At 67.3% G+C, this 18,952-nt stretch carries 14 protein-coding genes; 3 read left to right on the plus strand and 11 right to left on the minus strand.

Features of this window, described 5'->3' with window-relative positions:
* Positions 1 to 289 precede the first annotated feature (289 nt).
* A complete protein-coding gene (locus ACWPN8_RS01240) occupies positions 290 to 1,090 on the minus strand; it encodes a DUF2076 domain-containing protein (protein WP_492239638.1) in 801 nt (266 codons plus the stop codon).
* Positions 1,091 to 1,467: 377 nt separating this feature from the next.
* On the opposite strand from ACWPN8_RS01240, the gene ACWPN8_RS01245 reads away from it, so the two are divergent.
* Genes ACWPN8_RS01245 through ACWPN8_RS01255 form a run of 3 tightly spaced genes read left to right on the plus strand, consistent with a single transcriptional unit; the run spans position 1,468 to position 4,422 of the window.
* The gene (locus tag ACWPN8_RS01245; protein ID WP_247872810.1) at positions 1,468 to 2,148 is read left to right on the plus strand and encodes a chemotaxis protein CheX; all 681 of its coding nucleotides are present in this window, start codon (positions 1,468 to 1,470) and stop codon (positions 2,146 to 2,148) included.
* On the plus strand, positions 2,129 to 4,024 hold the full coding sequence (locus ACWPN8_RS01250; RefSeq protein ID WP_492239639.1) for a sensor histidine kinase: 1,896 nt from the start codon (positions 2,129 to 2,131) through the stop codon (positions 4,022 to 4,024). Before ACWPN8_RS01245 ends, ACWPN8_RS01250 begins: the two co-directional genes overlap by 20 nt.
* On the plus strand, positions 4,021 to 4,422 hold the full coding sequence (locus ACWPN8_RS01255; protein ID WP_492239640.1) for a response regulator: 402 nt from the start codon (positions 4,021 to 4,023) through the stop codon (positions 4,420 to 4,422). The genes ACWPN8_RS01250 and ACWPN8_RS01255 overlap by 4 nt, the downstream gene beginning before the upstream one ends.
* A gap of 45 nt (positions 4,423 to 4,467) precedes the next feature.
* Here ACWPN8_RS01255 and ACWPN8_RS01260 read toward each other — a convergent pair whose 3' ends face one another.
* The 10 genes from ACWPN8_RS01260 to gloB all read right to left on the minus strand — a co-directional run bounded on the left by ACWPN8_RS01260 (position 4,468) and on the right by gloB (position 18,952).
* A complete protein-coding gene (locus ACWPN8_RS01260) occupies positions 4,468 to 6,276 on the minus strand; it encodes an ABC transporter ATP-binding protein (RefSeq protein ID WP_492239641.1) in 1,809 nt (602 codons plus the stop codon).
* 273 nt (positions 6,277 to 6,549) lie between these two features.
* Positions 6,550 to 8,679: a YgiQ family radical SAM protein gene (locus tag ACWPN8_RS01265; protein ID WP_492239642.1), complete on the minus strand. Its 2,130-nt coding sequence runs from the start codon at positions 8,677 to 8,679 to the stop codon at positions 6,550 to 6,552.
* 242 nt (positions 8,680 to 8,921) lie between these two features.
* On the minus strand, positions 8,922 to 10,166 hold the full coding sequence (locus ACWPN8_RS01270) for a TCR/Tet family MFS transporter (RefSeq protein ID WP_492239643.1): 1,245 nt from the start codon (positions 10,164 to 10,166) through the stop codon (positions 8,922 to 8,924).
* Between the two features lie 368 nt (positions 10,167 to 10,534).
* The gene (gene pstB, locus ACWPN8_RS01275) at positions 10,535 to 11,398 is read right to left on the minus strand and encodes a phosphate ABC transporter ATP-binding protein PstB (protein WP_282188099.1); all 864 of its coding nucleotides are present in this window, start codon (positions 11,396 to 11,398) and stop codon (positions 10,535 to 10,537) included.
* A 2-nt stretch (positions 11,399 to 11,400) separates the two neighbouring features.
* Entirely contained in the window at positions 11,401 to 12,282 is an 882-nt protein-coding gene (pstA, locus tag ACWPN8_RS01280; protein ID WP_109096217.1) for a phosphate ABC transporter permease PstA, read from the minus strand.
* Between the two features lie 5 nt (positions 12,283 to 12,287).
* Positions 12,288 to 13,271 (minus strand): phosphate ABC transporter permease subunit PstC, encoded by a 984-nt coding sequence (gene pstC / locus ACWPN8_RS01285; protein WP_109096216.1) that lies wholly within the window; start codon positions 13,269 to 13,271, stop codon positions 12,288 to 12,290.
* Positions 13,272 to 13,379: 108 nt separating this feature from the next.
* Complete coding sequence (pstS, locus tag ACWPN8_RS01290; RefSeq protein WP_109096215.1) at positions 13,380 to 14,447, minus strand: phosphate ABC transporter substrate-binding protein PstS; 1,068 nt, start codon at positions 14,445 to 14,447, stop codon at positions 13,380 to 13,382.
* Positions 14,448 to 14,647: 200 nt separating this feature from the next.
* Positions 14,648 to 17,257 carry a methyl-accepting chemotaxis protein gene (locus ACWPN8_RS01295; protein ID WP_492239644.1) on the minus strand — a complete coding sequence of 870 codons (2,610 nt, stop codon included), beginning with the start codon at positions 17,255 to 17,257 and terminating at the stop codon, positions 14,648 to 14,650.
* 283 nt (positions 17,258 to 17,540) lie between these two features.
* On the minus strand, positions 17,541 to 18,146 hold the full coding sequence (locus ACWPN8_RS01300; protein WP_199237504.1) for a glutathione S-transferase N-terminal domain-containing protein: 606 nt from the start codon (positions 18,144 to 18,146) through the stop codon (positions 17,541 to 17,543).
* A gap of 38 nt (positions 18,147 to 18,184) precedes the next feature.
* Complete coding sequence (gene gloB, locus ACWPN8_RS01305; RefSeq protein WP_492239645.1) at positions 18,185 to 18,952, minus strand: hydroxyacylglutathione hydrolase; 768 nt, start codon at positions 18,950 to 18,952, stop codon at positions 18,185 to 18,187.

The following is an 18,952-nucleotide window of genomic DNA, read 5'->3' on the forward strand; positions in this document are numbered from 1 at the left end:
TTTCCGTTTGAACTGAACCGCGACCAAGGGCGCAAGGCTCATACCAAAGCAGGACGGTAAAGCTCTCGATCAGGGAAAGACCTTATGCGTGTGAAGGACTGTACAAGCACGCGGCCGTGATCGGCCCCGTCCACCGCTCACGGATCGCGCACCTGTTAACCCAGGCCTGTTAACCATGGCTCGGATCGTCTGGAGGAGACCATCCATCGACGCCGCAGTCTGCGACGCAATAGGCAATCGCAGACTGCGGAATCGCGGGCCGGACCGGACTTGGCCCGCAACCGTGGACTCAGATCCAGGAATCGTCCCCGCCGCTGCCGCCATCGTCGAAGGACGGATCGTCGTACGATGCATCGTCGGCCGGCGGCGGATCGGGCACATAGGCGGCATCCTGTGCCGTGTCGCCGCCCGCATCGCTTTGCAGACCCTGGTCGTCGCCGTAGTAGTTGTTGGTGATCACCGTCTCGTTGATCGTTTCGCCGGCCATCGGCTGTGCCATCGCCGTACCGAAGGGGCCGGGCGAATGGTGCAGCAGGGAGGAGATGGCGCTCGCCGCCAGCATGCCGCCGGCCACGCCGGCCGCCGTCTGCGCCGCACCGGCGAAGAATCCGCCACCGCGCGGCGCCATGCCCGGCTGCGGGACGGGGGAGGGACTGTATTGCTGCTGCGGATATGCGGCACCCGGCGCCGCTCCCCACGGGCTGCGGCCGGCGGCCGGCTGTTGCTGCGGCTGCCCCTGCGGCGCCTGCGGATAGGAGGGGGCAGGGGAAGGTTCGGCCCCACGGCCCCACGGGCTGCGTCCAATGCCGAGCGCGTTCGACAGGAAGCTGCCGCCGGACTGGGCCGGCTGGGCCGAACGCTCGCGCATCTGGCGTTCCAGCTCCTCGATCCGGGTCTGTGCCGCGGTCAGCGCCTGCTGCTGCACCAGGACGGTCTGCGCCATGTAGTAGGACGACAGCGGCTGGTCCTGCACCGACCGGCGGATGAAGTCCTCCGCTTCGGCGTCGCGCGGCTGGGAGGTCTGCTGGGACTCCACATCGCGCAGGCGACGGAACAGGTCGGACAGAAGCGTGCGTTCCTCGGGGGTCATCGACGTCTCCTAAGACATGGCGCCCATCGCAGGCGGACGCCGCCCCTACATGTGGAGTCGCCATCCCCCCGAGGACAAGTCCCTTGTGAGGTATCCCCGCCTTGAGGGACTGTCCCGCCCCACAACACCGTGCCGGTCATTTAGTTTCGCGTCTTAAGCAATATTGCGCAAAAATCCCAGCGACTTGCCAAAGGTTCCGAAGCTGGGTCTTTGGATGGTGGATTGCTGGGCTGACCATTGTGGGAAGTGGGCGGCTATATCGGCTATGGCGTCGCGGAATTAACATATGACATTGACGGGGGTGCCTTTTTTCCCATCGATAGGCCACATTTGTGATGCGACCGCCCGGCGGCGCCGGTTGAGAAGCCGAGACCAAGATGAACAGGCGCCGAGAGATGGTGGAACTGACCGACCTGGAGCGCGATGCGCTGACCGAGTTGGTGAATATGGGGGTCGGCCGCGCCGCCACCCATCTCAGCCGCATGGTCAACGACCAGGTTCTGCTGTCCGTGCCGACCGTGGACATCGTCAGCCGGCAGGAGGCTTCCGATTTCCTGGCCGCGCGCGAGCGCAGCGGGCTGGTGGCGGTGGAGCAGCAGTTCCAGGGCTCCTTCGACGGCCGCGCCATGCTGATCTTTCCGGAGGCCAACAGCCTGGAACTGGCCCGTGCGGTTCTGGGCGGCGACCTGACCCTGGCGGAAATCGTCGATCTGGAGCAGGACGCCCTCGCTGAGATCGGCAACATCATCCTCAACGGTTGCCTGGTCGTCGTCGCCAACGCGCTGAAGGACCGGCTGACCATCTCGCTGCCGGCGGTGCTGCGCGGCGATGGCGCCAACATCCTCAAGGACAAGGTCGGCAGCGGCGATGAGCTGGTGCTGTTCCTCTACATCGATTTCACCATCCGCAGCCGCAGCATCCGCGGCTACATCGCCCTGCTGATGGGGGTTTCGTCCCTCCAGTCCCTGAAGCAACTGATCCACGCCTTCATCGAAGGCATCGCCGCCGAAGAACCCACATCCGCTGGAACGTCGTCTCATGGCTCCCAGATTGCCTGAACAACCCACCTGGGCACTGGATGTCCTCGGCGCGCTGGATGCCGGCATCCTGCTTCTGGACCGCCATTGCCGCGTTCTCTACTGGAACGGCTGGATGGAGCAGGCCTCCACCCTGACGGCCAGGGAGATCCTCGGGCACGACCTGTTCGACGCACTGCCCAACCTGCGGGAATCGCGTCTGCACATCGCCGTGCGCGATACGCTGGCCACCGGCGCACCCGGCGTCCTGTCGCACACGCTGAACCCCATGCTGTTCCCGCTGCGCCTGCCGGACGGGCGGCGGATGGTCCACAATGTGGTGATCCGTCCCCTGCCGTCGCACGCATCCTCGCCCCATTCGCAATCCGCGGGCAACGAGGCGCGCTGCCTGATCCAGGTGACCGACGTGACCGCGTCGGTGAACCGCGAACGGGTGCTGCGCGAACAGCGCGACGCGCGCTATCGCGCCATCGTCGACACCGCCCCCGACGCCATCATCACCACCGACACCCGCGGCATGGTGCAGTGGATGAACGGCACCGCCACCCGTCAGTTCGACTATCGGCCGGACGAGCTGATCGGACAGAGCGTCGCGGTGCTGCTGGGCGAGGATGCTCCCGACTGGATCGCCATGGCGGAGGGCAGCGGGCCGGGTGCCGCCGGCATCGATATGGCGGCGCCGCCGGTGGAGCTGTCCGGCCGGCGTCGCGACGGCAGCCACATCGACCTGGAACTGTCGATGGCTCGCTGGGAATCGGAAGGGCGCAGCTTCATCACCGGCATCCTGCGCGACATCACCGAACGCCGCCGCACCCGAGAGGAGCTGCGGACCAGCGCGCTCGCCATGCGCCAGCTGGCCGAGCAGACCAAGGCGACGCTGGACGCACTGCCCGCCTTCATCGCGGTGCTCGACCGCTCCGGCCACATCGTCTCGGTCAACCGCGCCTGGGGCGAAGCCGGGCCGGAAACGACCTTCCTCGGCCAGGGCTGCATCGTCGGCGATGATTATCTCCACCATTGCGGCCGGGGCGAAACCGTCGACCCGCGCGCCGACACCGTGATGGACAACCTGCGCAGGCTGCTGAGCGAAGGCGGGCCGCCGGTGTCGGCGGAATATGTCACCAACAACCAGCATTGGTTCCGCTGTCTCGCCGCCCCGATGCCGGCGGGCCCCTTCGGCGGCACCGTGCTGATGCACATCGACGTGACGGAGATCAAGTCGATGGAGGCGGCGCTGCGCAAGCTGGTCGGCCAGAAATCGACGCTGCTGCGCGAGGTCAACCACCGCGTCAAGAACAGCCTGCAGCTGGTGTCCAGCCTGCTGACCCTGCAGACGCTGAGCCTGCCCGACGAGGGGGTGCGGGTGCATTTCCAGGATGCCCGCAGCCGCATCGAAGCGATTGCCCGCGTCCACAATCGCCTCTATCAGGCCGACCAGTTCCAGACCATCGAGTTCGGCACCTACCTGAACGAGCTGTGCGAGGATCTGGCGCGCGCATCCGGCGGCGACAGCATGTGCGACATCGTCGTGCGGTCGGACGTGGTCGACCTGCCCATCGACCATGCCGCCCCGCTCGGCCTGATCGCCAACGAACTGATCACCAACGCGGTCAAGCATCGCGGCAACGGTGCGGCACGGGTGACGGTGACCTTCCGGCGCGAAGACGAGAAGCTCGCCCTGACCGTCTCGGACCGCGGTCCGGGCCTGCCGTCCAACTTCGACATCCGCAAGAGCCGCAGCCTCGGCATGCGCCTGATCTCCAGCCTCGCCGGCCAGATCCGGGCCAGCGTCGACATCGACACCACCGCCCAGGGCACCACCTTCCGCATCGAGCTTGCGGTGCCGGACGAGGTGCCGCTGCTTGAGACCTCTTCGCCAGAGGAGATCTCGGGATGAAGATCCTGCTGGTTGAAGATGAGGTGCTGATCGCGCTCGAACAGCAGCTGTATCTGGAGAATGTCGGCCACAGCGTCATCGGCCCGGCAGTCACGGCCGTGGAGGCGGTGGAAATCGCCGCGGACGACAAGCCGGATCTCGCCCTGGTCGACGTGCATCTGGGAATGGGCACCAACGGCATCGACGCCGCACGGGGACTGACCAAGCTGGGTGTGCCTTGCCTGTTCATCACCTCCTTCCGCGACGAGCTGAAGAAGGACGGCCCGCTGACCGGCATCGGCTGCCTGCCCAAGCCCTTCACCGAAAGCGGCCTGCTCGCCGCCGTCGATGTCGCCCGCGCCATCCTGGCGGGGGAGACGCCGCGCAACGTGCCGCAGACGATGGAACTGTTCGTGTGAGAGCGTCTGCGTCTGCCCGGTGCCTGTAGAGGCGCCGGGCAGACTCTACCCCCCGATCCGCCGGACCGGCTCCGGCGCCGATTGCTGCTCGAACAGACGGCGATAGAGCCCACCCGGCCGGTGGAGCAGGACGGCGTGGCTGCCTTCCTCCACCACCCGGCCCTGGTTGAAGACCAGGATGCGGTCCAGCGTGCGCACGGTGGACAGGCGGTGGGCGATGATGATGGCGGTGCGGCCCTGCATCAGCCGCTCGATGGCCTCCTGGATCAGCGCCTCCGATTCCGAATCCAGGCTGGAGGTCGCCTCGTCCAGGATCAGGATCGGCGCGTCGGCCAGGAAGGCGCGGGCCAGCGCCACCCGCTGCCGCTCGCCGCCCGACAGCTTGACGCCGCGCTCGCCAACCAGCGTCGCATAGCCCTTCGGCAGGCGGACGATGAAGTCGTGGGCGTTGGCGAGTTTGGCGGCCCGCTCGATCTCCGCCATCGACGCGCCGGGGCGTCCGTAGGCGATGTTCTCCGCGAGCGTGCGGTGGAACAGGATCGGCTCCTGCGGTACGATGGCGATCTGGGAGCGCAGGGAGTGCTGCGTCGCCCCCGCCACCTCCTGCCCGTCGATCAGCACCCGGCCGTCGGTCACGTCATAGAGGCGCTGGATCAGCCTGACGAAGGTGGTCTTGCCCGACCCCGACGGCCCGACCAGCCCGACCCGCTCGCCCGCCTTGATGGTCAGCGACAGGTCGCGGTAGAGCGGTGTGGTGTGGCCGCCATACTGGAAGGTGACGCGGTCGAAGCGCACCTCGCCCGCCCGGATGCGGATCGGGGTGGCCTCCGGCCGGTCCTCCACCCCCAACGGCTCGGCATGGATCGCCACCAGCTCCTCCATCTCGTTGACCGAGCGCTGGAGGTGGTTGATGTGCATGCCGATGTCACGCAGATAGCCATGCACGACGAAATAGGTGGTCAGCACATAGGCGACGTCGCCCGGCGTCGCCTGCCCGCGCCACCACAGCCAGAGCGCCGTCGCGACCACGGCGCTGCGGATCAGCAGCAACACGACCAGCTGCACGGTGCTGTGGCGGGTGTGGCGGGTCCAGGTGCGGTGGGTGCGCCGGCTCCATTTGCCGACGACGCCGGACAGGCGGTCGTCCTCGCGCGGCTCGGCGCCGAAGGCCTTGACCACGGCGTTGCAGCCGATGGCGTCGGCCAACGTCCCGCCGAGTTTGGTGTCCCAGGCGTTCGACAGCCGGGCGGCCGGCGCGATGTAGAGGGTGGAGAACAGCACCGTCATCGCGATGTACACTGCGGTGCCGAGCGCGATCACCAGTCCCATCGCCGGCCAATGCAGCCCCAGCGTCACCATCGTGCCGATCAGCACGACCAGCGACGGCCACAGCGCCAGCAGCAGCGTGTCGTCCAGCGTGTCGAGCGCCCACATGCCGCGGGTGATCTTGCGCACCACAGATCCGGCGAAGCTGTTGGCGTGCCAGTCGGTGGAGAAGCGCTGGATGCGGTGGAAGCTGTCCTGGCCGACATCGGCCATGATGCGCAAGGTGAAGGGGATGACGCAGCTCCAGGCGATGTGGCGCATCACCACCATGCCGACGCCGAGTGCCACCATGGCGCCGAAGGCGGTCAGCGCCGCATGCAGTGCGGCGTCGCGGTCGCCCGGCAGCAGGGTGAGGGCATCGACCAGCCGGCCGGCGAACAGCGGCATGAAGACGTCGGCCAGCGTCGACAGGGCGATGGCGCCGGCAATGCCGACGGCCAGCGGTGTCTGGCGGCGCCAGTGACGGAAGGTGAAGGCCAGAACGCTGCGGATGGCGTTCGGCCGCGGGGTGCGTTTCGACTGTGCCATGGGAATCCAACCGGGGCAGGGGCCGGCCATGCGGGCGGCGGCGCCGTTGGGAGAAATGCGAACAGGTGACGGTGCGTGGCTTCAGGCAGCCGGCGCGAAGGCATTACGTGGCGGTCATCGCCCTCTCTCCCTCGGGGAGAGGGAGGGGACCCACGAAGTGGGGAGGGTGAGGGGGATGCCTGGCGGGACATTGCGATAATCCTCGCAGTGCATCCCCCTCACCCTGACCCTCTCCCCGGGGGGAGAGGGGAATTGGGCCTGTGCGCTTTACCGTCACCGACCCTTCAAATTGGTCTGGCGCGGCTTCATGCCGGACGGCTTGCCGCCAGCCCCAGCGGCCGGCTTCGCCCCCGGCGCCTTGCCAACGGGCGCCTTGCCCACCGGCGGCACCACGCGGCGGCCCTGGCCGGCCTGCTGGGTGAAGAAGGTCTTGCCCCCCTTCTCCCGCGGCTTGGCGGTGGCGCCGACCGGTTGCCAGCCCGGGATCAGATGCTCCTCGCCCGGACCGATCAGATCCTCGCGGCCCAGGCGCTTCAGCGCCTCGCGCAGGATCGGCCAGTTCTCTGGATCGTGGTAGCGCAGGAAGGCCTTGTGCAGGCGGCGCTGCTTCAACCCCTTCGCCGACGAAACGATTTCCGATCCGACGCGGCGGACCGGCCGGAGCGGGTTGCGCTCGCTGTGGTACATCGCGGTCGCCAGCGACATCGGCGAGGGCAGGAAGGTCTGTACCTGATCCGCCTTGAAGCCGTTCCGCTTCAGCCACAAGGCGAGGTTCATCATGTCCTCGTCCGTGGTGCCGGGGTGGGCGGCGATGAAGTAGGGGATCAGGTAGAGCTTCTTCCCGGCCTCCTTCGCGGCCTTGTCGAACATCCGCTTGAACTCGTCGTAGGCCCCCATGCCGGGCTTCATCATCTTGCCCAGCGGCCCCGGCTCGGTGTGTTCCGGCGCGATCTTCAGGTAACCGCCGACATGGTGGGTCACCAGTTCCTTCACATATTCCGGATTACGGACGGCGAGGTCGTAGCGCAGGCCCGACGCGATGTGGATCTTCTTCACCCCCGGCACCGCGCGGGCCTTGCGGTAGAGCTGGACCAGCGAGGAATGGTCGGTGTTCAGGTTCTTGCAGATGTCCGGGAAGACGCAGGACGGGCGCCGGCAGACCGACTCCGTCTCCTTGTCCTTGCAGGCGAGGCGATACATGTTGGCGGTCGGCCCGCCCATGTCGGAGATGACGCCGGTGAAGCCCTTGGTCTTGTCGCGGATATGCTCGATCTCGCGCAGGATCGACCCTTCCGACCGGCTCTGTATGATGCGCCCCTCATGCTCGGTGATCGAGCAGAAGGAACAGCCGCCGAAGCAGCCGCGCATGATGTTGACCGAGAAGCGGATCATCTCCCACGCCGGGATGCGCGCATCGCCGTAGGACGGATGCGGCGCGCGGGCATAGGGCAGGTCGTAGACGCCGTCCATCTCGTTGGTTTCGAGCGGGATCGGCGGCGGGTTCAGCCAGACGTCGCGGTCGCCGTGGCGCTGGACCAGCGCGCGGGCATTGCCGGGGTTGCTCTCCTGGTGCAGCACGCGGCTGGCATGGGCATAGAGCACCTTGTCGGCCGTCACCTGCTCGTAGCTGGGCAGCCGCACCGCCATGCGGTCGGCACCGGCGGCGCGCGGCGACACCGGCGCGGACGGATCGTCGATGGAGCTGCTGTCCACCACCGTCCAACCGTCCGGCAGGGACGAGCGCATGATGGCGGTGCCGCGGATGTCGGTCATCGCCTTGGGCAATTCCCCCGTCAGCGCACGCTGGGCAATCTCGATGATCGCACGTTCGGCATTGCCGTAGACCAGCATGTCCGCCTTGGAATCGACCAGGACGGATCGGCGGATCTTCTCGCTCCAATGATCGTACTGGGCGATGCGGCGCAAGCTGGCCTCGATGCCGCCGAGGACGATGGGAACGTCCTTGAAGGCTTCGCGGCAGCGCTGGGAATAGACGATGACGGCGCGGTCCGGCCGCTTGCCGCCCTCGTCGTTCGGCGTGTAGCTGTCGTTGTGGCGCAGGCGGCGGTCAGCCGTGTAGTGGTTGACCATCGAATCCATGTTGCCGCCGGTCACGCCCCAGAACAGCCGCGGCTTGCCCAGGATCTTGAACGGCTCCGCACTGCTCCAGTCCGGCTGGGCGATGATGCCGACCCGCAGGCCCTGCGATTCCAGCAGCCGGCCGATGATCGCCATGCCGAAGCTGGGATGGTCGACATAGGCATCGCCGGTGACGACGATCACGTCGCACTGGTCCCAGCCCAGCCGGTCCATTTCCGCGCGCGACATCGGCAGAAAGGGCGCCGCCTTGGGGCGCACGCTGCGGTCGGGGCGGTGAGTGAACAGGTTGGGGGCCGCGAGCATCGCGTTCTCCGGGTCTCGATCAACAATGCGGATGGATAAGCCGACAGTCTTACCTTGTCGGCCGGCAAATTCCCACCGCTGATAACGCAGCGGAGCAATGGGACATTGTGCGGGGTGGCGCGACAGCTATGTGGGACGCCCCACAGCCCGTGCAAGGGGCGTGGCCAGGGGGATGACCAGGGAGCCGACCGGGAGACAAGGCGCGCGTGTGGGCACGGGAGAGGGCAGGGCGCGGTGGAGAGTCAGGCGGCAACGCCGCCCGTTTCACCCGTCCGGCCGTTGCGCCGTGCCACCACCCAGCCGATCAGCGCGCCCATCAGCATCACCAGGGCCGCGATCAGGAAGGCGGCGCCCGGATGCGGGAACAGCGGATCGCTGCCGACCGAGGCGGAATAGACCGTGCCGAAGAAGACCGGAGCCAGGATGCCGGCGACGCTCGCCACGCTCATGTTGGCGCCCTGCAACTGGCCTTGTTCGGATGGGCTGACCCGCTGTGTCATCAACGACTGGATTGTCGGCATCGCCAGCCCCCACAGCGCGTTCGGCACGATGGCGAAGGCGAACCAGCCGCCATCCGGCGCTAGCCCCATGCAGGCCAGCCCGAACGCCCCACCGAACAGGCCGACGACCATGGTGCCGCGGTCGCCCAGCCACTTCACCACGCGCGGCACCACCAAACCTTGCATGACCATGTCGAGCGCACCGACCATCGACAGCAGAAGACCGACATCCCAGGCGCTCCAGCCATAGCGGTGCGCGGCATAGAGCACAAAGACGGCGGGAAAGATCTGGTGGGAGACATGCAGCATGAAATTGACCATCGCCAGACCCGACAGTTCCGGGTGCGAGCGCAGCAGCTGGAACGCTCCGAACGGGTTGGCCCGGCGCCAGGAAAAGGCCATGCGGTTTTCCGGCGGAAGCGATTCCGGCAACACCACCAGACCATAGAGGAAGGCCAGTCCACTGAGCAGGCCGGCCCCCCAGAAGGGCGCCCGCGGCGAGATCTCGCCCAGCACTCCGCCCAGCAGCGGTCCGGCGATGAAGCCGGCACTGAAGGCGGCGCCGATCAGGCCATAGGCGCGCGCCCGCTGCTCCGGCGGCGTCACGTCGGCCATATAGGCGAAGACCGTGGTGAAGCTGGAGGAGGTGATGCCGGCAACGGCACGGCCGAACACCAGCCACCACAAATTCGGCGCCACCGCCATCAGCACATAGTCTGCCGCCAGCCCCAGCGCCGACAGCAGGATCACCGGCCGCCGGCCAAAGCGGTCCGACAGCGACCCGATCACCGGCGAGGAGAAGAACTGCATCAGCGCCCACAGCGCCACCAGCGCACCGTTGATGGTGCCGGCCTGCGCATCGGCCCCGGCGAACTCCTCGATCAGCGCCGGCAGCACCGGAATGACGATGCCCATCGCCACGATGTCGAGTGCGGCGGTGACGAGAATGAAGGCTATCGCGGCCTTGCGCGGACGAACGGACGACATTGAAAACCTTTGGAATCAAAAAATGCAAGCGTCCAAAAGGGACGCAGGCGGACCCCGGCCGGAATGGGCGGGCCGGACGGCATCGCGAAGTGGGGCGGATCATAGAGGAAGCGAAGGCGATTTGGAAGCGGAATATTTCCGACTTCGGATGATTTTTCGCGGCGGGCTATCAAAGCGCTGACATTGCCCTTACATGCGCTTACAAGAGAAAAACACATAAGTTCGATTATGGAAATTTCCTGAACGGTCGGCTAAACCTCCAGGGCTTCATAGCCTGCCGAATCCTGATTGAGGGAGAAACAAAAAAGCTCCTGTCACCATCCGGTGACAGGAGCTTTTCGCGCTTGCCGAACACGGCGCAGCCAGCGTCAGCCGAAGCGGCCGGTGATGTATTCGGAGGTCTTTTCCTTGGTCGGATTCGTGAAGATCTCTTCCGTGTTCCCGAACTCGATCAGCTCGCCCAGATACATGAAGGCGGTGAAGTTGGAGATGCGGGCCGCCTGCTGCATGTTGTGGGTCACGATGGCAATGCAGTAGTCGGACCGCAGCTCGTCGATCAGCTCCTCGCACTTGGCGGTGGAGATCGGATCGAGCGCCGAGGTCGGCTCGTCCAGCAGCAGGACCGACGGCTTCACCGCGATGGCGCGGGCGATGCACAGGCGCTGCTGCTGGCCACCGGACAGGCTCATGCCGTTCTGGCGCAGCTTGTCCTTCACCTCGTCCCACAAGGCGGCGCGGCGTAGCGAGAACTCCACACGCTCGTCCATGTCGGCGCGCGACAGCTTCTCGTACAGCTTCACGCCGAAGGCGATGTTGTCGTAGATCGACATCGGGAACGGCGTCGGCTTCTGGAACACCATGCCGACGCGGGCGCGCAGCAGGTTCAGGTCCTGCTTGGGCGACAGGATGTTGACGCCGTCCAGCATGACCTCGCCGGTGGCGACCTGCTTGGGATAGAGGTCGTACATCCGGTTCAGGATGCGCAGCAGGGTCGACTTGCCGCAGCCCGACGGGCCGATGAAGGCGGTGACCTGGCGGTCGTAGAGCGGCAGCGAGATGCTCTTCAGCGCGCGATAGCCGTCATAGAAGAAGTCCAGGTTGCGGACGGTGATCTTCTCGGGCAGGCCGGCACCGGCGATGGCACGGTCGGCGGCGGCGCCGGCCATCATGCCGGGGGGCATCGGGTGGCTGCCGTGGGCTTGGCTGTTGGCGTCCATGTGGGTCATCGTCATGGTTACTTTCTCGTCGTGCCGAGACCGGCCAGCAGCCGGGCGCCGATGTTGAGGAGCAGGATGGCGACCGTGATCAGGAGCGCGCCGCCCCAGGCCAGCTGGCGCCAGTCCTCATAGGGCGACATCGCGTACTGGAAGATGACCACCGGCAGGTTGGCCATCGGCGCGTTCATGTCCGCGCTCCAGAACTGGTTGTTCAGGGCGGTGAACAGCAACGGCGCGGTCTCGCCGCTGATGCGGGCGACGGCCAGCAGCATGCCGGTGATCATGCCGTTGCGGGCGGCACGGTAGGCGACCATCGTGATCACCTTCCATTGCGGCGCACCGAGCGCGGCGGCGGCCTCGCGCAGGCTGTTGGGCACCAGCTTCAGCATGTCCTCGGTCGTGCGGACGACGACCGGGATCACCAGCACCGCGAGCGCCATGGCACCCGCCCAGGCCGAGAAATGGCCCATGCGGATCACCAGCACCTCGTAGACGAACAGGCCGACCATGATCGACGGCGCGCTCAGCAGCACGTCGTTGATGAAGCGCACCACCTCGGCCAGCTTGGTGTTGCGGCCGAACTCCGCCAGATAGGTTCCGGCCATGACGCCGACCGGGGTGCCGACCGCGGTGGCGACCGCGGTCATGACGACGCTGCCGAAGATGGCGTTCAGCAGGCCGCCCTCGCCGCCCGGCGGCGGGGTGTTCTCGGTGAACAGGCTGAGGTTGATGGCCGACAGCCCGTTGTAGAGCAGCGTCCACAGGATGGCGACCAGCCAGAAGAGGCCAAAGCCGGCGGCCCCCAGCGCCAGCGACAGCGCCAGCTTGTTGGCGATGCGCCGGCGGTGATACAGCCCGCCGATGGGGGTCGCCAGCGTCGCGGAATTGGACATCGTCATGGGCCTCAAACTCCGGCCTTGCGCTGCAGGCGCAGCAGCATCAGCTTGGCGATCGACAGGACGGCGAAGGTGATCAGGAACAGGATCAGGCCGAGCGCCACCAGCGAGGAGGTGTAGACGTCGCCAACCGCCTCGGTGAACTCGTTGGCGATGGAGGCCGAGATCGTCGTGCCCGGCGCCATGATCGAGGAGCTGATGCGGTGCGCGTTGCCGATGACGAAGGTAACCGCCATCGTCTCGCCCAGCGCGCGGCCCAGCCCCAGCATCACGCCGCCGACGACGCCGGTGCGGGTGTAGGGCAGCACCACGTTCCACACCACCTCCCAGGTGGTGGCACCCAGCCCGTAGGCGGATTCACGCACCATCGGCGGCACCGTCTCGAAGACGTCGCGGGTGATGGAGGTGATGAAGGGCAGAACCATGATGCCCAGGATCAGGCCGGCGGTCAGGATGCCGATGCCGTAGGGCGGCCCCATGAACAGGTTGCCGATGCCGGGGATCTGGCCCAGCGTATTGATCAGGAAGGGCTGGATGGTCGACTGCATGAAGGGGGCAAAGACGAACAGGCCCCAGATGCCGTAGATGATGCTGGGGATCCCGGCGAGCAGCTCGATGGCGACGCCGAGCGGGCGCTTCAGCCAGGCGGGGCACATCTCGGTGATGAACAGGGCGATGCCGAAGCTGACGGGAATGCCGACAGCCATGGCGATGACCGACGTTACCAGCGTGCCGTAAATGGGGGCGAGCGCGCCGAATTCCTCCGACACCGGGTTCCAGACTTCGGTTCCGACGAAGCCGAAGCCGAACGCGCGGAGTGCCGGCAGCGCGCCGTCGATCAGGGAAACCGTGACGCCGCCCAGAATCAGCAGGACGAGCAGCGCGAATGCGAGGGTGGCGTTGCGGAAAGCCGCATCCTGCAGGCGCTGGCGGCGGGCCCGTCGGGCGGTGGAGGCGTGTGCGTCGGTCAAGGTCAGCGCGATCTCGGTCATGGCCGCTCCGTGAGGCGTGCGGTGGGGACGGCGCAATTTCCGTCCCCTCCGGCGATCATGCCCCCGGGCGCGCCAACCAGCGGCCCGCCCGGGGTCGGTTGGCCGTCGTTACTTGGCCGACGCGGTCCAGACCGGCTTGCCGTCGGCCTGGATGGTCTGCGACCAGGTCTTCTGGACAAGCGACACCACGGCGTCCGGCATCGGGACATAGTCCAGCTCGGTCGCCATCTTGGAGCCGTTCTTGTAGGCCCAGTCGAAGAACTTCAGCGCTTCGGCCGAAGACGCCACGTCCTGCGGGGTCTTGTACATCAGGATGAAGCTGGCGCCGGTGATCGGCCAGCTCTCCGCACCCGGCTCGTCGGTCAGCAGGACGTAGTAGCCCTTGGCATTGGCCCAGTCGGCGTTGGCGGCGGCAGCCTGGAAGGCCTCGATCTTCGGGGAGACGGTCTTGCCGTCCTTGTTCTGCAGATCGAGATGGGTGATGTTGTTCTGCTTGGCGTAGGCGTATTCGACGTAGCCGATCGAGCCGTCCGTCTGCTTGACCATGTTGGCCACGCCCTCGTTGCCCTTGGCGCCGATGCCGGCCGGCCACTGGACGGAGGTGTTGGCGCCGATCTGGGTCTTGAACTTCGGGCTGGTCTTCGACAGGTAGTCGGTGAACAGGAAGTTGGTGCCCGACCCGTCAGAGCGGTAGACCGGGGCGATGGCGGTGTTCGGCAGGTTGACGTTGGGGTTCAGCGCCTTGATCTGCGCGTCGTTCCACTTGGTGATCTCGCCCATGTAGATGTTGGCGAGAACGGTGCCCGACAGCTTGACCTCGCCGGCCTTGATGCCCTTCAGGTTCACGACCGGAACCACGCCGCCCATGATCATCGGGAACTGGATCAGGCCGGCCTGCTCCAGCTCTTCCGGCTTCAGCGGCATGTCCGACGCGCCGAAGGTGACCGTCTTGGCCTTGATCTGCTTGATGCCGCCGCCCGAACCGATCGACTGGTAGTTCAGGCCCGTGCCCGTCTCCTTCTTGTAGGCGTCGGCCCACTTGGCATAGATCGGGTACGGGAAGGTGGCGCCGGCGCCGGAGATGTCGGCGGCCGAGGCGACCGAAATCGGGGCGACCGACACGGACAGGACGGCCAGGGCACCGAAGGCAGCGCAGCGAACGAACGCCGAGGTCATGGTTTTCACGGCTAAACTCCCGATAGGTTTGGACGGTTTGGTTGGGTTTTTCGGAAAAGCCCGGCCTTGGCCGGATGTCGGAACCCGCCTTCTTCGTCGCGGTGACCATAGCCGCCGCCGGTGACGGGTTTGTTTTGTTTACGTGTCAGTTTTATGAAACCGACCCGTTCGAGACTGGGAACGCGAAGTCCTGGCAAGGCTCATCGCGCGGCCCGGATTTCCTGGAGGAACAGATGCACGGCGGAGCCGAGGTTGGTCGCCTCGTGCGACAGGCCTTCCGCCACCAGCAGCACGTCACCGGCTTGGGTACGCACCTTGGCCGCGGCCTCGGACAGGCCGGCGACATGGTCCGACGCCGCCTGGGTGCCGACCGCCACGCGGTGCGAGCTGTCGACGATGCTCGACGTGATCACCGCCTGCTCCTCCACCGCTGCGGCGATGGCCGAGGCGTTGGATTCGATGCGCTGGACGCTGCCGGTCATGGCCGCCACCACCTCCGCCGTCTCGCGGCTGGCCGCCTGGGTCGCGGCGATCTGGCGGGCGATCTCGGCGGTGGCCTGGGCGGTCTGGCCGGCAAGGGCCTTCACCTCTCCGGCGACCACGGCGAAGCCACGGCCCATCTCCCCTGCCCTCGCCGCCTCGATGGTGGCGTTCAGCGCCAAGAGGTTGGTCTGGCCGGCGATCTCGTCGATCAGCCCGACGACGGTGCCGATTTCTCCCGCCGTGCTCGACAGGTCGGCGACGGTGGCCTTCACCTGCTCCGCTCCGGCGGCGGTGTCGCCGATGATGCGGGCCGATTCGCCGGTGCGCTTGCTGATCTCGGCGATGGACTGGGAGATTTCCGAAGCGGCGGTCGCCACCTGCTGGATGCCCGCCGCCATCTCGCCGGACAGCTGCATCGCGGCCTCGGCGCGGTCGTTGGCGTTGGCGGCGATGTCGGTCAGCGAGCGGGCGCGGGCGGCCATCTGGCGCGCGGCCTCGGCCAGCGTTTCGACGCTGCTCAGCACGTTGCGTTCGAACTGGTCGGCGATCTCCAGCATGCTGGTGCGGCGGGCCGACGCGGCGTTGCGGCGCTCGATCTCCACCTTCTCGTGCGCCTCTTCCATGGCGCGGGCGTTGGCGATGAAGACGAACAGCGCGCGGGCCATGTCGGTGATCTCGTCATTGCCGTCGGCCTTCTGCTCGACCGTCAGGTCGCCGCCGGCGACCCGGCGCATGGCGTCGGCGAGCGCCTCCATCCGGCCGACGACGCGGCGGCCGACATAGAGCGAGACGATCAGCCCGGCCAGCAGCACGCCGGCGGTCGCCAGCAGGATCTGAACCTGATTGGTGCGTTCCAGCGCCTCGTGGGCGGCGGCGGCCCCGTCGGCGGTCGCCTTTTCCGCCGCCTGGACCAGCCCGTCGACCATGGCGGTGAGGGTGGCGCCGGTGCTGCGATTGCTGTCGATCAGCGCGGCATTCTCGGCATAGGCCGCCAGCTCGCCGGCCCGCAGCGCCAGGATGCCGTCGTTGCCGAAGCCAAGGTCCAGCAGCCGCTCCGCCAGCCGGCGGACCTCCGCCCCCAGATCGTCGCCTGACGCGGCCAGGGTGCTGCGGATCGTTGCCGCCAGCGGGGCCAGCGTGCGGCGGGCGGCAGCCAGACGGGCCGGCGTCTCGGCGTTGCCGGCCTCCGCCAGCTTGCCGGCCAGCAGGTTGGCGTCGGCCATCAGGCCGCTCAGGACGGTGTAGCGCTGCTGCGCCGCCGGGACCGTGTTGGTGGACAAATCCTGCATCCGTTCGGCGATCGCATTGCCGGCCTCGGCGATGCGGCCGCGCGAATTCAGCATCAGCGGCAGCATGCGGGCGTTGGCGTCGCGGTCCAGCCGGACGATGTCGTCGACGCTGGCGTTTAGCGACTCGGTCAGCTTTTGCCCTTCCGCCTCCGGAATCCCGGGGCTCAGCTGACGGACGCGGCGGGTGTAGACGCTGGCATCGCCATCGCCGAAGGCGGCCAGCTCGTTGATCGTCGCCACCACCGGGGCCGCAGCCTCGCTCTTCGCCAGCGGACGCAGTGCGCCCTGCAGGTCGGACAGCGCGGAGTCGAAGTCGGTGGAGAGCGACATCACCTTGGACCGGTTGGTCTCGAAGGCGCCGATCAGCAGCGATTTTGCCAGGGCCGCTTCGGCACCGCGCAGCTGGAACAGCGGGATCACCGTCTGCCCCAGTTCGGCGCCGATCACCGCGGAGGATTCGGAGGTCGCCTGCACCATCGCGGAAATCGCCTGGGCCAGCTGTTCGCGCGAGGCCTGCATGTCCGGCTTCAGCGCGGCGAGCAGACGGGCATGGGCATCGCTCAGCTCCGCCAGCCGGCCGCTGCGCTGCTCCTGCAAGGTCAGCCGCCGTCCGGTCGCCGTCCCCAGCGCATCGATGGTACCCAGCAGCGAGCGCGCGGTTCCGGTCAGGTCGGCGACGCGGGCCGCATCGCCACCAGCATGGCCCTGTCCGCCGGCCAGCTGGGCGAGCTGACCGTCCAGCGCCCGGCGCTGCTCGCCCGCCGCATTGCGCAGCCGGACCAGATCCTCCTCCGACGAAGCGGCGTCGATCAGCGGCCCCAGCGCCAGCACCCGCGCCGTGGTGGTGGCGAGGCCATGGGCGGCGCTGAGCACCGGCACCTGGGTGCCGGTGATGTCGGCGACATGGCCGCGGACGGCGCCGTAGGACATCCAGCCGACCACCGCCGCGATGCAGGGCAGTGCCGCCACGGTTCCGAAGGCGATCAGCATCTTCGACTTGATGCCGGACCGCCGGCGCTGGTCGATAGGCTTTGCCATATGGGCCACCCGTGGCTTGGAGGTTGTCCGTACCGCGCCCGCGGTTCTCCGCAAGCCGGCCGGTGCCATGGGTAGCCCTTCTGGTTGGATGAATCGGTGACGGTTGGATGAAGTTTTCGCTACGCACAATCGAAAGATTGCCGGAGGCCGGAAATCATCGGTCGCGCAGGCGGTCATGGTGAATCGAACGTAAACAGCGCGTGAAACGAACAGCGGCGCCCGACTGGGCCGGACGCCGCGTTACTGCACGCATACCGCGTAGAATCTGGAAGGAATGCCGCCGTTACACCGGCGGCGCCGTCCGACGCAGGCTGTCCCGGTCAGAGGCCTTGGTGAACCAGGCGGTGAGCGCCGGGCGCCCCACGCGCCAATCCTCGTGCCCGAACCGGAAATCGAGGTAACCGAGCGCCACCAGCACCGACAGGATGCCGATGGTCGCCTCACCCTCCAGCGACGCGGCCTCCGCCTCCAGCAGGTCGAGCGAACGGGCCACCGCCTTACGCTGGCGTTCCATCCAGTTGGCCGATTTTTCGCCGTCCGGACGCATGGATTCCAGCCGGCGCAGGATGGCGGCATCACAGATGCCGTCGGCGACGGCCTGCTGGCGCAGCGCCGTCCAACGGGCCGGGCCGGCCGGCGGGAACAGCGGCGCCCGGTCGCCCAGCGAATCGAGATACTCGACGATCACCGGGCTGTCGAACAGCGTGGTGCCGTCCTCCAGCGTCAGGGCGGGGACCTTGCCCAGCGGGTTGTCCGTCGGCAGATCGGTGTCGGCCGACCAGGGATCGGTCGTCACCCGCTCCACCCGGTCCTCCAGCCCGCGTTCGATCAGGACCATCATCACCTTGCGCACATAGGGCGAGGTGGGGCTCCAGCGCAGCTTCAACATGGACGCTCCTTCCGCATTCGATTGGTTGTCGGCAAGCTTCACCCGCGGAAATGGTCCTTGCGCCGGCGCAGTTCGGCGAACACCTCCACCGACGGGGCGCCGGTCATGCCGATGGCGGCCTGGACACCGGGATCGTCGGCGCGCAGGAAGGGGTTGGTGCGCCGTTCCATGCCGATGGTGGTGGGAAGCGTCGGCCGGTTCCGCTCGCGCAGTTCCGCAACCTCCTCCATCCGCTGATGCAGGGCGGCGTTGGCGGGATCGACGGTCAGGGCGAAGCGGCCATTCGACTGGGTGTATTCGTGGCCGCAATAGACCAGGGTCCGGTCGGTCAGCGCCCGCAGGCTTTGCAGCGACTCCCACATCTGCGCCGGCGTGCCTTCAAACAGACGGCCGCAGCCCAGCGAGAACAGCGTGTCGCCGCTGAACAGGGTTTCCGCCGCCTCGAACCAGAAGGCGATGTGGCCGCTGGTGTGGCCGGGCACGGCGAAGACGCGGGCGGTCTGCTCGCCGAACACCGTCCGGTCGCCGTCGCTGAGCGCCACATCCATGCCGGGGATGCGGTGGGCGTCGGCACGGGCGCCGACCACGCTGGCGCGATAGCCCTCCTTCAGCGCTGCCGCTCCGCCGATATGGTCGTCGTGATGATGGGTCAGGAAGATGTGGGTCAGGGACCAACCGCGCCGATCCAGCTCGGCCTGCACCGGGGCAGCGTCGCCGGGATCGACCACACCGACCTTGCCGGATGCCGCGTCACGCAGCACATAGATATAGTTGTCGGCGAAAGCCGGAACGAGAATGACCTCCAC

The organism is Azospirillum sp. UENF 112521 (assembly GCF_058780665.1).